Annotated in this window: 13 protein-coding genes; 9 read left to right on the plus strand and 4 right to left on the minus strand. The window is 68.2% G+C overall.

Annotated features, from left to right (window positions below; translation table 11 throughout):
- Positions 1–32 precede the first annotated feature (32 nt).
- Positions 33–1,706, plus strand: a complete 1,674-nt coding sequence (locus ACH438_RS02340; protein ID WP_397000247.1) for an ABC-F family ATP-binding cassette domain-containing protein — start codon at positions 33–35, stop codon at positions 1,704–1,706.
- A 77-nt stretch (positions 1,707–1,783) separates the two neighbouring features.
- Positions 1,784–2,308: a nuclear transport factor 2 family protein gene (locus tag ACH438_RS02345; RefSeq protein ID WP_397000249.1), complete on the plus strand. Its 525-nt coding sequence runs from the start codon at positions 1,784–1,786 to the stop codon at positions 2,306–2,308.
- Here the strand turns inward: ACH438_RS02345 and ACH438_RS02350 are convergent, their stop codons facing one another.
- Complete coding sequence (locus ACH438_RS02350) at positions 2,309–3,178, minus strand: DUF4393 domain-containing protein (RefSeq protein WP_397000251.1); 870 nt, start codon at positions 3,176–3,178, stop codon at positions 2,309–2,311.
- A gap of 373 nt (positions 3,179–3,551) precedes the next feature.
- On the opposite strand from ACH438_RS02350, the gene ACH438_RS02355 reads away from it, so the two are divergent.
- Together ACH438_RS02355 and ACH438_RS02360 are read left to right on the plus strand one after the other, a co-directional pair.
- Positions 3,552–4,874, plus strand: coding sequence for a hypothetical protein (locus ACH438_RS02355; protein WP_397000253.1), 1,323 nt, complete (start codon positions 3,552–3,554; stop codon positions 4,872–4,874).
- Entirely contained in the window at positions 4,865–5,725 is an 861-nt protein-coding gene (locus ACH438_RS02360) for an Abi-alpha family protein (protein ID WP_397000255.1), read from the plus strand. Before ACH438_RS02355 ends, ACH438_RS02360 begins: the two co-directional genes overlap by 10 nt.
- 16 nt (positions 5,726–5,741) lie before the next feature.
- Here ACH438_RS02360 and ACH438_RS02365 read toward each other — a convergent pair whose 3' ends face one another.
- A complete protein-coding gene (locus ACH438_RS02365; RefSeq protein ID WP_397000257.1) occupies positions 5,742–7,538 on the minus strand; it encodes an ABC-F family ATP-binding cassette domain-containing protein in 1,797 nt (598 codons plus the stop codon).
- A gap of 297 nt (positions 7,539–7,835) precedes the next feature.
- On the opposite strand from ACH438_RS02365, the gene ACH438_RS02370 reads away from it, so the two are divergent.
- Entirely contained in the window at positions 7,836–8,684 is an 849-nt protein-coding gene (locus tag ACH438_RS02370; protein WP_397000259.1) for an LLM class flavin-dependent oxidoreductase, read from the plus strand.
- Between the two features lie 206 nt (positions 8,685–8,890).
- On the opposite strand, the gene ACH438_RS02375 is transcribed toward ACH438_RS02370, so the two are convergent.
- The gene (locus ACH438_RS02375) at positions 8,891–9,829 is read right to left on the minus strand and encodes a 4-(cytidine 5'-diphospho)-2-C-methyl-D-erythritol kinase (protein WP_397000261.1); all 939 of its coding nucleotides are present in this window, start codon (positions 9,827–9,829) and stop codon (positions 8,891–8,893) included.
- A 176-nt stretch (positions 9,830–10,005) separates the two neighbouring features.
- Positions 10,006–10,758 (minus strand): SDR family oxidoreductase, encoded by a 753-nt coding sequence (locus tag ACH438_RS02380; protein WP_397000263.1) that lies wholly within the window; start codon positions 10,756–10,758, stop codon positions 10,006–10,008.
- Positions 10,759–10,838: 80 nt separating this feature from the next.
- On the opposite strand from ACH438_RS02380, the gene ACH438_RS02385 reads away from it, so the two are divergent.
- The 4 genes from ACH438_RS02385 (at position 10,839) to ACH438_RS02400 (ending at position 14,929) form a co-directional block, all read left to right on the plus strand.
- Positions 10,839–11,432: a TetR/AcrR family transcriptional regulator gene (locus ACH438_RS02385; protein WP_397000265.1), complete on the plus strand. Its 594-nt coding sequence runs from the start codon at positions 10,839–10,841 to the stop codon at positions 11,430–11,432.
- A 95-nt stretch (positions 11,433–11,527) separates the two neighbouring features.
- Complete coding sequence (locus tag ACH438_RS02390; RefSeq protein ID WP_397000267.1) at positions 11,528–11,734, plus strand: heavy-metal-associated domain-containing protein; 207 nt, start codon at positions 11,528–11,530, stop codon at positions 11,732–11,734.
- On the plus strand, positions 11,735–12,607 hold the full coding sequence (locus tag ACH438_RS02395) for a hypothetical protein (RefSeq protein ID WP_397000269.1): 873 nt from the start codon (positions 11,735–11,737) through the stop codon (positions 12,605–12,607).
- 81 nt (positions 12,608–12,688) lie between these two features.
- Positions 12,689–14,929, plus strand: coding sequence for a heavy metal translocating P-type ATPase (locus tag ACH438_RS02400; protein ID WP_397000271.1), 2,241 nt, complete (start codon positions 12,689–12,691; stop codon positions 14,927–14,929).
- Positions 14,930–14,957 lie beyond the last annotated feature (28 nt).

Here is a 14,957-nt window from a genome sequence, read left to right on the forward strand (position 1 = left end):
GCGGCGGATGACGTGTGCCCGGAGGAAGAACCATGACCATCTGGACCCACCCTGCCCGTGCCCGGGCACAACTGACCTGTTCGGACATTCGGGTGCAGCGCGGCGACCGCGCAGTGCTCACCGGCGTCGACATGCGGGTGACACCGAACTCGCGCTGGGGCATCGTCGGTGAGAACGGGCGCGGCAAATCCACACTGCTGCATGTTCTCGCGGGTGAGCTCACCCCCGACGCGGGCAGTGTGCAGCGCATCGGCACGCTGGCCCTCGCCACCCAGGAGATGCCCGGCCACGACGACCGCACCATCGGCGATGTCATCGACGAACAGCTCGCCGCCACGCGCGCGGCCCTGCACCGGCTCGACGAAGCGACGCTGGCGCTCGCCGCGGAACAGCCCGGAGCGGACGAAGAGTACAGTGCCGCACTGGATCTCGTGCAACTACTGGACGGCTGGGACGCCGACCGGCGCGTCGATATCGCACTGGCGGGACTCGGCGCGCACACCGATCGAACCCGCCCGCTGTCGAGTCTGTCCGTGGGACAACGCTATCGGGTGCGGCTGGCCGTATTGCTGGCCGGCGGTGACGATTTCCTGCTACTGGACGAGCCGACCAATCATCTCGACGGGGCCGCACTGGATTTCCTCACCGCCCGGCTGCGCGTCCATCCGGGCGGCGTGGTGGTCGTGAGCCACGATCGGGCGCTGCTCACGGATGTCGCCGATACGATCCTTGACCTGGATCCGACACCGGACGGCGTCCCGCGTGTCTACGGCGGCGGCTTCCCCGGCTATCGGGAGGGCCGCCGCGCCGAAATCGAGCGCTGGGAAACCGAATACGCCGAGCAGCAGTCCGAGCGCACGCGCCTGGCGCAGGATCTGTCGAAGGCGCAGAACCGCCTCGTCACCGGCTGGCGGCCGGACAAGGGCACCGGCAAACATCAGCGCGCCACCCGGGCCGGAGCCTTGACTCGCGCGGTGCATCGCCGGCAGGACGAGCTGGAACGCCATCGCCTCACCGCACCCGTTCCCCCGCAGCGGTTCACCATGCCGGAGCTGCCGGTCCGCCCGGGCGTACTCCTGGTCCGGGCCGAAAACGTGACTGTCGCACGGCGATTGCCGCGGCCGGTCGATCTCGTGGTGGCTTCCGGTGATCACCTGCTGGTCACCGGCGGCAACGGTGCGGGCAAGTCCACGCTGCTGGCGGTCCTGGCCGGCCTGCTGGCCCCGGCCAGCGGCACGGTGCAGCGGGCGCGGCAGGCGCGGGTGCGGCTGCTGCGGCAGGAGTCGGCGCAACCGCCGCATCGCACGGCCCGGGAGGTCTTCGCCGAGCAGATCGCGGAACTGACGACGCGGGGCCTGCTCGCCGAGGGTGAAGCGGCCGGGCTGGCGGCGCTGGGCCTGCTCTCGGCCCGCGATGCGAACAAGCGGGTCGGCGAGTTGTCCATGGGTCAGCAGCGCAGGCTCGACCTGGCATGCGCGCTGGCGACCCGGCCGCATGTGCTGCTACTGGACGAGCCGACCAATCACCTGTCCATCGCCCTGGTCGACGAACTGACCGAGGCCTTGCGGGCGACCGGCGCGGCCGTCGTGGTCGCGAGTCACGATCGGCAGTTGCATCGTGATGTCACGGATTGGCCTCGGCTGTCGTTATCGGCGCCCGCAGCCGCTCCGACCGGCCGGGAGGACCCCTCCGGGGCTCGCTGGTGAAGAGTTCTGATAGCGATCCGATACAAATACGTACCAATCCCCTAAGGATCCCGATACCGGATGGGATTGTGGAGGGCATGGATTCCGATGCCGTCGCGGCGATCAGCCGGCTGAAGTTCCGCTACCTGCGCGCACTGGACACCAAGGCGTGGGACGAGTTCGCCGACACCATGATTCCGGAGGCCACCGCCACCTACAGCGAGTACCTCCAGTTCGAATCGCGCGACGCGTTTCTGGCCTTCATGCGCAACACGCTGGGGCCGCACGTCATCACCGAACACCGCTGCGATCACCCCGAGATCGACGTGAACGGCGATACCGCGACCGGCACCTGGTACCTCGCCGATACGGTGCTGATCCCGGGGCACAATATGCTGCTCCGCGGGGCCGCCTTCTACAGCGACCAGTACGTGAAATGCGAAGACGGCCGATGGCGCATCGCGCACACGGGCTACGAGCGCACCTACGAAGTAGTGCTATCCCTCTCGGACCTACCCAGTCTCAGACTGACTTCCAGCCGCTGGGGCCTCATCGCCCGAGACCCGGCCGACAGTCCACGCACCGAGCCGTCCAGCACCGACGGCACGGGCACCATGGGTTGATCAGGCGATCGAGAAGCAGGTGTTGCAGAAGTCCTCGCCGAATTCGGTCAGGCGCAGGCTCTTTCGGACGATCTTGGGAACTCGCCCGGCCTTCTTGAGAGCCTGCTCCACCACCGGCTGGACCTCCAGCACCATGTAGCGAGAGAGCACGACCGGATCCTCGGAGATCATCGTCAGTCCGAGCCGGTTGAGGTTGATCAGGTAGTGGCGGGCCCGATCCGGATACCGCACGCCGGCCTGCTCCGGCACGGAAGTCAGATCCCCCGCAACCAGTTCGGACCCGATCCCCAGCGGCCGATTGGTCCGCACATCGACGGTCGGCTGCGCCCCGTTCTGCGCCATGAACCGCAGGATCCGCGCCTCGTCCGGCGCGAGCTGATCGAGGATCCGGTCGTAGGCGGGGTGCACGTCCTCGGTGAAGTACACGTCGGCCGACCGCGCGAGCAACGCGTCCCCGCGGCGGCGCAGATCCTCGTTGGTGCCCGAACGCAGCAGTCCATTGGTGAGAGTCGGCTGCGGCGCGCCCACGGGAGTCGGCACGTAGCTGACGATTTCGCGCACCGACCCCTCGGTGACGCCGAGCGCGCTGCGTGCGATGGACCGGAGCGCCGCCCCCGTGCGCTCGGCGATATCGGCGGAGGATTCGCCGTCCAGTGCCGCCTGGGTCAGTTGCTTGGTGATCTCGAAGCTGGTGCCGACGGCCCACTGACTACCGCGTACGGCGGTGCCGGCCACCAGGCCGGCCGCCCGGAACGCTCCGCGGATCAGTCGCGCCTCGTTACTGATCTGACGCTGCTCCACATCCGAGCTGCGTTCCACGGCGCGCGAACCCGGACGGACCACGTCCCGCCCGGTCCTGTCCTCTGCCACGTCATCTCCGAATATCGCCAGGTGAACCCATCGTCCACAGATTATTGCCGCCACCGGACGGCCGAGCATGTCGAACCCGGCAAACCATGCGAAAGGTTACTCGTTCACGCGAGGCCCCCGACGCCCAACATGCGATCCCCTCCCGGCGCCCTGCCCCGCTCGCACGCCCGACCCGCGTCCGATTTGACTGTGGTCCCCGCCATTCTCGTGGTCCTATGGAGAGGAAGGAACCCGAGAGCGGCCAGTGTGACCGAGATCTCCGACTCAGACACTCCACCGCTGGACTCGATTCGTAAATAGACAGTAAGGTCCGAATCGCCGATGGGGTCCAGACGCCGGCGGCGGTTCCGGTGTGGGTCGGCAGGAGGGTGTCGTGCTAGAGAGTCTCTTCGGGGTACGTCCGACAATCCTGCTTGAAGTTATAACCATCCCCCTCTTCACCGGCATCATCGGTTACATCACCAACTGGACCGGCGTCCTGATGTTGTTCCGGCCGATCAAGTTCCACGGCTTCCATATGCCCGGTCTCGCCGCGGTGTTTCCTTTGCTGCCCAAGCGGATTCAGGTGCTGCCATTGCTGCAGTACGACGGGCGTGTCGGCTGGCAGGGGATCGTGCCGTCGCGCGCGGACAAGATGGCGAGCATCGCCGTGGACAAAGGGCTCGCGAAACTCGGGAGCGTCGCCGATTTCTATCGCGAGTTGCAACCCGACAAGCTCGCCGAGCACTTTGTGGAAATTGCGGATCTGCAGATTCGCGACATTGTCGAAGACATCCTGAAGCGCGACCATCCGCAGCTTTGGTACAACCTGCCCACCGGCGTCCGCGAGATGGTGCACAACCGCGTCCGCGAGCAACTCCCCGAGATTCTGCACGAACTCACCGATGAACTCGGCGCGAACATCGATCAGCTGCTCGACGTCAAGCAGATGTGCATCCGCTACTTCCAGGCGCGCCCGCAGATGCTGAACAACGTGTTCCAGGTGCTCGGCGCCAAGGAGCTGCGGTTCATGCAGAACTTCGGCTTCTACTTCGGCGCACCCATGGGTGTCGTGCTGGTCGGGCTGCTGCACTGGACCGGCTGGTCGCCGCTGGTGGTGCTGCCGATCGGCGGCGTGATCATCGGCTGGGTGGTCAACTGGGTGGGCATCAACATGATCTTCGCGCCGGCCTATCCGAAGTGGTGGTGCCCGTGGCGGCAGGGGCTGCTCATCAAGCGGCAGCCCGAGATCACCGAGGGCTACGCCGAGATGGTGGCCTCGCAGATCATGACCGTCGCCAATATCGGCGACGAACTGCTCAACGGCCCGCGCTCGGACCGCACCATGCAGATGCTCGAGGACACCCTGCGGCCCGCCGCCGACCGGGCGCTGGGCCCGGCCAAGTCGGTGGTCAAGTTCGCCCTGGGCAGCCGCGAATACGACTCGCTGCAGGACAGTTTCACCTCCGAGGCCATGGCGCTCGCCCCGGTCGCCTTCGCGGACCCCGCCTTCAACGCGCAGCAGGGGCGGCAGGTGCAGGAATACATCGCCAAACAAATGTCGGCGCTCTCGCCTCCCGAGTTCGTGGACATGCTGCGATCGGCCATCAAACAAGATGAATGGCTTTTGTTCGTGCATGGCGGCGTGTTGGGTCTCATCGCCGGTTACGCTCACCTCCTGATCTTCGGAACAGGAGTGGCTACGACATGGATATGACCGAAACCGGCACGGGCGAGGACGATCACGCGGCAGCCTCCACCGAGGTGGCTGTGCGGGAACCCGCCGGGCTGCCGGCGGTGGTCGATCCGCGCAGGTCCAGCGGGGCGCCCATGCGCGCCGCGACCGGCATTGTGCGCGTGGCCGTCTCGGCCGCGGTGGAGGCGAGCGCGTGGAGTTTGAGTACCGCGCTCGGCGTCACCTCCGTGGTGTTGCGGGGCAGTATCGCCGGGCAGGCGCCACGCGAGATCCTCTCCGAAGCCGGTGCGCAGGTGCGGAATTCGGTGCGCGACGCGCTGGGAGTCGCGGCGCCCGAGGTGGCCGAGGTGGCGGCGCCGGAGCAATGTACGTCGACCGTGCTGCGTGCACGGGGCGCGGAATTGATTCACCGGTCGGCCGATATTCATGCCGAAGACGACAATCACCACTACACCGCGTACGCGCGGATCCTCAGCGAGCTCGCGCCCGATGAGGCGCGGGTCGTGCGGCATCTATACCTCGACGGGCCGCAGCCGTCGGTATCAGTGCGGACTGGACGGCGTTCTCACAGTGGGGATTTCTGCCTGCTCGGTGATGACGCGGCTTTGCGCTATCCGAATCGCGTGAGCGAGTACCTGGTCAATCTGGATCGGCTCGGGCTGATCGATGTCACGCGCGAGCCGCTGGGCAATCCCAACCGGTATCAGCTGCTGGAAGCGTTGCCGGAAGTGCGGCGCATGCTCAAGCGCACCGCTTTCGGCACCAAGGTCTTCTACCGCACCATCGAATTGACCTCGTTCGGTGCGGGTTTCGTGCGGACCTGCCTACCCGTGCCGTTATTGGACGCTCAGGTCCTGGAACAGCACGGGTAGAGCCCGCTTTTCGAACTCAGGCGTTGTCCGCCAATTCGAGCCAGCGCTCCTCAGTGGCGTCCTTTTCGGACTGGACCTGCTTGAGTTCGGTACCCAGCGTGACGAGTTTGTCGGGGTCGGTAGCCGCCTCCGCGAGAGCGGTGTGCAGCTTCGCCTCACGTTCGGTGAGCTTTTCCAGCGCGCGTTCCAGGCGCGCCAATTCCTTACGCGCCGCGCGGTAGGCGGCCGAATCCGTGGCGGGGGCAGCGGAACTCGCGGGGGCGGGAGCCGAGGCGGCGGTCTTCGCGGCCACGAGGGCGATGCGTTTACGCAGGTACTCCTCGATACCGCCGGGCAGGTTGGTGAGTTTGCCGTCACCGAACAGCGCCCAAGTGGAGTCGCAGATGCGCTCGATCAGGTACCGGTCGTGGGAGATGACCACCATGGTGCCGGCCCAGCCGTCGAGGATGTCCTCCAGCTGCTGCAGGGTGTCGATGTCGAGGTCGTTGGTGGGCTCGTCGAGCAGCAGGACGTTGGGCTCGCTCATGAGGATTCGGGTCAGCTGCAGGCGGCGGCGCTCGCCACCGGACAGGTCGCCGACCGGGGTGCGCTGCTTGGCGGGGGTGAAGCCGAGGCGTTCGGCCAGCTGGCCGGCGGAGATCTCCCTGTCGCCCAGCATGGTTCGCTGCGCCACGTCCTGAACCGCCTCCAGTACGCGCATGTCCAGCGGCAGGTCGTCGAGCTCCTGGCGCAGCCAGCCGATCTTCACGGTCTGGCCCTGGATCCGCTTGCCCGACTTCAATTCACCGTCGCCCGCGAGCGCGCGCAGCAGGGTGGTCTTGCCGGATCCGTTCACACCGACCAGGCCCACGCGCTCACCGGGCGCAAGCCGCCAGGTCAGGTCCTGCACCAGTTCGCGGCCGTCCGGGGTGGCGAGGGTGATGTCCTCGAGTTCGATCACCACGCGGCCCAGGCGCTTTCGCGCGAACGACGCCAGTTCCACGGAGTCGCGCGGCTGCGGCACATTGGCGATCAGGGCCTCGGCGGCCTCGATGCGGTAGCGCGGCTTGGAGGTCCGGGCGGGCGCGCCGCGGCGCAGCCAGGCCAGTTCCTTGCGGGCCAGGTTCTGGCGGCGCTGCTCGCTGGCGTCGGCCTGCCGGACCCGTTCGGCGCGCGCGAAAATCCAGTCGTTGTAACCGCCTTCGTAGGTTTCGACGCCGCCGCCCTGCACCTCCCAGGTGCGGGTGGCCACGGTGTCGAGGAACCAGCGATCGTGGGTGACGACCACGAGGGCGCTGCGGCGGGAGAGCAGGTGCTCGGCCAGCCACTGCACACCTTCGACGTCGAGGTGGTTGGTGGGCTCGTCCAGCACCAGCAGGTCCAGGTCGCGCACCAGGGCGGCGGCCAGCGCGGTGCGGCGGCGCTCGCCACCGGAGAGGTTGGCGACTGGGGTGTCCAGGCCCAGGCCGGCGATGCCGATGCCCTCGACCACGTTGCGGATGCGGGTGTTGGCGGCCCACTCGTGCTCTGCGACGCCGTCGGTGCGCTGATCCTCAGCCAGACCGGCGAGCACGACCTCGCCCACGGTGGCGCCTTCCGGCAGCACGCCGCGCTGGGTGACCACGGCCATCCGCAGATCGCCGCGCCGGGAGACGCGCCCGCTGTCGGGCGGCTCGAGACCGGTCAGCACCTCCAGCAAGGTGGTCTTACCGCCACCGTTCAAACCGACCACCCCGATCCGCTCACCCTCCTGCACGCCGAGTGAGACGTTGTCGAGCAGCGGTGTGATGCCGAAGCTCTTGGTGACCGCTTCCAGGTTGATCAGGTTGGCCATTGGACTAATCCGCCTCTCCGCGCCTTCAGCCGAACCGTCGAAGCCTACTCAGCTCGCGTTGCGGACCGGCGGGCGCATATGTGGAGACTCAGCCGGTACCCGATGAGTTACCCGGAGCCGCACGAAATCAGTTGTCGCCTTGGGGGCCAATTGCGCTCCCGACGAAATCCGTCGTACTGTGGGCGGCAATCCGATCGGCTCTCCAGCAGTACTGTCGCAGTGAGGGAGCCCAGCCTCTGTTCATGAGGTGAGGAGTGGGCGACGTGATGACGCACACCCACTTCACCGGAGGATTCCATGCACATCGGCCTCGGCCTTCCCATTGCCGACCCTGCCGTCCTACCCGAATGGGCCCACCGCGCGGACGCGGCCGGGTACTCCACCCTCGGCCTGCTCGACCGGCTGGTCTTCCACAATCCCGAACCGTTGATCACGCTCGCGGTGCTCGCGGGCGCCACCTCCCGGATCCGGTTGCAGACCGAGGTGCTGCTCGCGCCCCTGCGTGATCCGGCCCTGCTCGCCAAGCAGGCCGCCACCCTGGACCGGCTGTCCGGGGGCCGGTTCGTACTCGGCCTCGGCGTCGGCGGGCGCGAAGACGATCACGAAGCCACCGGCACCGATATCCGCACGCGCGGGCGACGCCTCGACGAGCAGATGGCGATCATGCGCGGCCTCTGGTCCGGTGCACCGTTCAGCGACACCTGCGGTCCGATCGGCCCCGCTCCCCTCACCCCGGCGGGCCCCGAACTGCTGTTCGGCGGCTTCCAGCCCGCCGCCATCGACCGGGTCGGCCGCTGGGGTGGCGGGCTGCTCGCCGCCGCGGCGCCCGCCTGGGCCGGCAACCTGTTCGACCTGGCCCGCCGCTCCTGGACCGAGCACGGCCGGACCGGCTCGCCGCGCATCGTGGCCCAGGTGAATGCCGTCCTGGGTCCGCGGCCGCTGGTCGATCAGGCCCGCGCCTCGATCCTCGACTACTACGAATTCAGCGGCCACGCCGACCAGACGGCCGCGGGCATGCTCACCACCGTCGATGAGATGCGTTCCGCCGTAAAACAATTCGAGGACCTCGGCGCCGACGAAGTCATGCTCTACTGCTACGGCACCGACCCCAGCCAAGTCGACCGCTTCGCCGACGCCCTGCTCTGATCAGGAGCCCGCCCGCCGCGAACTTCGCACACCGCCTCGGTACCCAGCCGAGCGGGCAAGTGCCCGTGGCGACCTGACAGCGGATCCGCACCTGCTGGTTGCGCCGGGCCGATCGAAACCCCACCGCCACAGTCCGATCGGCGGGCGCCGGCAGGTTCGACGCTCGGGCGACGGCGGTGCCGGAGGGTTCGGCAACGCCGAGCCGCTCAGCGCTTGGCCGAGTCCGGAGTGTCGCTGATGACGCGGGCGCCGGGGACCGGGCCGTAGGCGGTGCGGACGCTGCGGCAGACGCCGGCGCCGGAGAGTTCGGCGGCCACCGCGACCGCGGATTCCTCACTCTCGCAGAGGAAGGCGCAGGTGGGGCCGGAGCCGGAGACGATACCGGCCAGGGCGCCCGCGGTGACGCCGGCCCGGAGGGTGCGGCGCAGTTCGGGTTTCAGGGAGAGGGCCGCCGCCTGGAGGTCGTTGCCGAGCAGCGGGGCCAGCTGGGCGGGGGCGCCGGAGGCCAGGGCCTGCAGCAGGTCTTCCGGGTTACCGAGGCGAGGCGGGTCGCCGGCCTCGCGGAGACGATCCAGTTCGCGGAAGACATCGGGGGTGGAGAGGCCGCCCTTGGCGAGGGCCAGTACCCAGTGGAAGGTGTTGCGGGACAACACCGGAAGCAGTTTCTCGCCGCGACCGCGGCCGAGGGCGGTGCCGCCGTGCAGGGCGAAGGGGACATCGCTGCCGAGTTCGGCTGCGATATCGGACAATTCGGCACGGCCCAGGCCGAGTTCCCACAGGTCGTTCAAACCGACCAGGGTGGCGGCGCAGTCCGCGCTGCCGCCGGCCATGCCGCCCGCCACCGGAATCCCCTTGGCAATGGCGATATCCAGCAGCGGCGGCTTACCCGCCACCTCGCCCAGCCGCACGGCCGCACGCCACACCAGGTTGGTGCGGTCGGTGGGCACCTGGTCGGCGCTCTCGCCGGTCACCTTCACCGTGAGTGAGGCGGCCGGCGAGAGCTGCACATCGTCGCTGAGTGACAGCGCCTGGAAAACGGTGGTGAGGTCGTGATACCCGTCCTCACGGAGATCACCCACCCCGAGGTGCAGATTCACCTTGGACGGCGCGCGCACGACGACGGGACTGGGCACAACTGACAGCACGGCGCCCAGCCTAATGGGGAGACCCAACTCTCGAGACTCACGGCTCCACCCCCCTGCGCCGGGGCTTCGCCCCCGAACCCCCAACCGCGCTTTCGGGGCTGCGCCCCGGACCCCCAAGCGCCGCTGGGTGCTGCGCCCACAAGCCACCAGGGGCTACGCCAACCGATGGCCCGGCGTCAGAGGAGTGCGCCGCCGGTGGCGTCTATCCATTGGCCGGTGATCCAGCGGGCGTCGTCGGAGGCGAGGAAGGCGACGATGTCGGCTATGTCGGTGGGGTGGCCTACGCGGTTGAGGGGGGAGAGGGTGCTGGTGGCGGACCAGGCTTCGTCGTTGCGGAGCCAGGCGGCGTTCATGTCGGTGTCCACTACGCCGGGGGCTACCGCGTTGACGGTGATGCCTCGGGGGCCTACGCCCTTGGCGAGGACGCTGGTCAGGGAATCTATTGCGCCCTTGGTCATGGTGTAGGCGATTAGTTCGGGCATGTGGGCGCCTCGGGTGAGGCCGGTGGAGACGTTGATGATGCGGCCGCCGTCGCGGAGGCGGTCGAGGCCGAGTTTGGTGACGAAGAAGGGGGCCTTGGTGTTGATGGCGAAGACGCGGTCGAAGGCTGCTTCGTCGGTACCCCCGATGGGTTCCCGGACGCCGTCGGTGCCGGCGTTGTTGACCAGGATGTCGAGGCCGTCGGCGTGTGCGTCGAAGGCCGCCCAGAGGGCTTCGGCGTCGCCGGGGACGCCGAGGGTTGCCTGGATGGCGAAAGCCGTGCCGCCGGCGGTCTCGATCGCGGCGACGGTTTCCTTTGCGGCGGCGGCATTTTCGTTGTAGTGCACGGCGACTCGTGCGCCGTCGCGGCCGAGTCGTTCCGCGATGGCCCGTCCGATGCCACGTCCGCTGCCGGTGACCAGTGCCGTCTTGCCAGTGAGTGCGCCCACGACGCCCTCTCCTTTCTCTAGCGATCGTTACAGAAGGGGACCGTAGCACATTAAATAGCGATCGCTATAAAATGCCTGACATGGCCACAGCAGCGCGGGGCCGCCCCCGCTCCTTCGATCGAGAATCCGCACTGGACAAGGCCTTACGCCTGTTCTGGGATCGCGGCTTCGAGGCCACCTCGATCAGCGACCTCACCAAGGAGCTCGGCATCGGCGCCCCGAGCCTGTACGCCGCGTTCGGCGACAAGGTGCAGCTCTTCAACGAGGCCGTCGAGACCTACGGCCTGCGCTACGGCGGTTTCGCCGCGACCGCCCTGGCCGAGGAGCCGACCGCCCGCGCGGCCATCACCCGCACCCTGCACGAGGCCGCGCGCGAGTACACCCTGCCCGGCCGCCCGCCCGGTTGCATGGTGATCAGCGCCGGGGTGAACACCAGCAATTCCGCTGTCGTGCAATTACTGGCGACGCTGCGCCGGGCGAACGTCGACGCGTTCGAGGCGGCCATCCGCGCGGATGTGACGGCGGGAATCCTGCCCGCGGACACCGACGCGCCGGGCCTGGCCCGCTACTTCGGGGCCGTCCTGCAGGGCATGTCACAGTCTTCGCAGGACGGTGCGACCCGGGCTGAACTGGAGAAAGTCGCGGACTTGGCGCTGCGCGCCTGGACGGCCTGATTCCGCGCTTGCGCCGGGTACCCATGGGGGGTATGTTCGAACACGTGCCGGGGATACCCCCTCACCGTATGAAGCGCAATCGAAGGAGTCGAACAATGGCCACCAGCACCTACACCGTCACCGGGATGACCTGCGGCCACTGCGTCGGATCGGTCCAGAAGGAGATCGGCAAGATCGACGGCGTCACCAATGTCGACGTGGATCTCGCCACCGGACTGGTCAAGGTCGAGTCGGCCGCTCCGCTCGCGGAGTCCGATGTGGTGGCGGCCGTCGACGAGGCGGGCTACGAGGTGGCGGTCTAAGTGAACGATCGACGCAGGTTCGCCGCCTTCGGTGGCGGACTGGTCGTCTTGTTCGGAGCCGCGCTCGGCCTCGGCGCCCTACTGGGCACGCCGGCCGAGCCGGCCTCCGCGACGACTTCCGACCGGCCCGCCGGTCTCGAGGACAGCCGCTCCGGCTACACCCTGACCGACCTCACCGCCCCCGCCGAACCGAATCAGCCAGGCGCACTGCGCTTCCGGATCACCGGGCCGCAGGGCACCGTCAGCCGCTACGACAGCCTGCACGAAAAGGACCTGCACCTGATCGTGGTCCGCTCGGACACCACGAACTACCGGCACATGCACCCGCAATTGAACGCCGACGGCACCTGGTCCATCGACTGGAAATGGGCCGAGCCCGGCACCTATCGCGTCTTCACCGACTTCTCCCCCACCGGCGGCCCCGGCGAACTGGTCCTGAGCCGGACCGTGAATGTCGCGGGCAAGACCGCCGACACCCCGCTGCCGCCCGCCTCGAAGACGGCTCTCGTGGACGGCTACCAGGTCACCTTGACCGGCGACTTGTCCACCGCCGGTAGCGAATTGAAGTTCACCGTCACCCGCGACGGCCGATCGGTCAACGATCTGCAGCCCTATCTGGGCGCCTACGGCCACCTGGTCGCGTTGCGCGCGAACGATCTGGCCTACCTCCACGTACACCCGGAGGGCGAGGTCGGCTCGACGGTCCCCGGACCGGACATCGCCTTCCACGCCCAAGCCCCAAGCACCGGTGAATACCGCCTCTACCTGGACTTCCAGCACGGCGGTACGGTGCACACCGCGGAGTTCACGAACGAAACATCAACCGCCGCATCCATGCCGGATGCGCCCGCGCAGCACGGAGGAGGTCACTGACGTGAGCGAGCGTAGCGAGCGATCAATGGACACAGCCGCACGTGCGGTCGTGCCGGAGCCGAGCGCTAGCGAGGTGGAGGCATGAGCGCACCCGCACCGGAGCGTTCCATCGAACTCGATATCGGTGGCATGACCTGCGCCTCCTGCGCCTCGCGGATCGAGAAGAAGCTCAATCGGATGGATGGCGTCACCGCCACCGTCAACTACGCCACCGAGAAGGCGAAGGTGCACTTCGCGGAGTCGGTGACGCCCGACGAGCTCATCGCCAAGGTGGTCGACACCGGCTACACCGCTACCGTGCATCAGCCGGAACCACTGAAAACCGCTGGCTCCGAAGCAGATTCGGTTCCGTCGGCCGCGCAGCAGCTGCGGTACCGGCTGCTGGTGACGCTGTCGCTGGCCGTGCCGGTGATCGCCATGGGCATGATTCCCGCGCTGCAGTTCACCAACTGGCAGTGGCTGTCGCTGACGCTCACCGCACCCATCGTGGTGTGGGGCGGCGCGCAGTTCCACCGGGCCGCGTGGATCAATGCCCGGCACGGTGCCGCCACCATGGACACCCTGATCTCGCTGGGTTCCCTCGCCGCCTTCGCCTGGTCGGTGTACGCGCTGTTCTTCGGCGATGCCGGCATGCCGGGCATGAAGCATCCGTTCAGTTTCGCCATCGAACGCGGAAACTCTTCCTCGGCACTGTATTTCGAGGTGGCGGCCACGCTGATCACCGCGATCCTGGCGGGACGCTACTTCGAGACCCGTTCGAAGGAGAAGGCCGGTTCGGCCCTGCGCGCCCTGCTGGAACTGGGCGCCAAGGACGTCTCGGTGCTGCGCGACGGCGTCGAATCCCGTATCCCCGTCGGCGAACTGCGGGTGGGTGACCGATTCCTGGTGCGGCCCGGCGAGAAGATCGCCACCGACGGCGTGGTGACGCACGGTAGTTCGGCGCTCGACATGAGCATGCTGACCGGTGAATCGGTGCCGGTCGAGGTGTCCCCCGGCGATCCGGTGGTGGGCGCGACCGTGAACGCGGGCGGCCTGCTGACCGTGCGCGCCACCCGGGTCGGCTCGGATACCCAGCTGGCGCAGATGGCGGCGCTGGTCGAGGAGGCGCAGAACGGTAAGGCGCCCGTGCAGCGGCTGGCGGATCAGATCGCGGGCGGGTTCGTGCCGATCGTGATCGCGATCTCGGTTGCGGCGCTGGGCTTCTGGCTCGGCACCGGAGCGGCGGCCTCGACCGCGTTCGGTGCGGCGGTGGCCGTGCTGATCATCGCCTGCCCGTGTGCGCTCGGCTTGGCCACGCCCACCGCGCTTCTGGTGGGCACCGGTCGCGGGGCGCAGCTGGGCATCCTGATCAAGGGCCCGCAGGTGCTGGAGTCGACCCGCCGGATCGACACCGTGGTGCTGGACAAGACCGGCACCGTCACCACCGGCCGCATGACCCTCGCGGAAACGATTCCCGCCGACGGCGTGGACGCCGATGAACTGCTCACGGTGGCGGCCGCGGTCGAGCACGGCTCCGAACATCCGGTCGCCAAGGCCGTGGTGGCGGTCGCGCACCAGCGCGAACTGCCTGTCGAACGGGTCGAGCAGTTCGTCAGCCACGGCGGTAAGGGCGTCCAGGGCCTCGTGGGTGAACGCGCGGTCGTCATCGGCCGCACCGAACTACTCGAGGACTGGTCCATCACGCTGCCGGAGTCCTTGGCGGAGGCCAAGATCCAGGCCGAGCGCGCCGGTAAGACGGCGATCGTGGTGGCCTGGGACGGGGTCGCGCGCGGCGTGCTGGTGATCGCCGACGCGGTCAAACCCACCAGTGCCCAGGCCATTTCGGAGATGCGGGCGCTCGGCCTCACTCCTGTGCTGCTCACCGGCGACAATGCCGCCACCGCCCGCACGGTCGCGGACGCGGTCGGTATCCACGAGGTGATCGCCGAGGTGCTGCCCAGCGACAAGCTGGATGTGGTCAAGCAGCTGCAGGATCGGGGCAAGGTGGTGGCCATGGTGGGCGACGGCGTCAATGACGCTGCCGCACTGGCCCAGGCGGATCTGGGGCTGGCCATGGGGGCCGGCACCGATGTGGCCATCCAGGCCGCGGACATCACGCTGGTGCGCGACGATCTGCGCTCGGTGCCCACGTCGATCCGGTTGTCCCGCGCCACCCTGCGCACCATCAAGGGCAATCTGTTCTGGGCCTTCGGCTACAACGTGGCGGCCATTCCGCTGGCCGCGGCGGGCCTGCTGAACCCGATGCTCGCGGGCGCGGCCATGGCGTTGTCCAGCGTTTTCGTGGTCAGCAACAGTCTGCGGCTGCGCCGATTCAAGGGTTGAGGACGCGCCGCACGGCAGTCATAGGGCC

The sequence above is a fragment of the Nocardia sp. NPDC020380 genome (genome assembly GCF_044386975.1).
Classification (GTDB): Bacteria; Actinomycetota; Actinomycetes; order Mycobacteriales; family Mycobacteriaceae; genus Nocardia.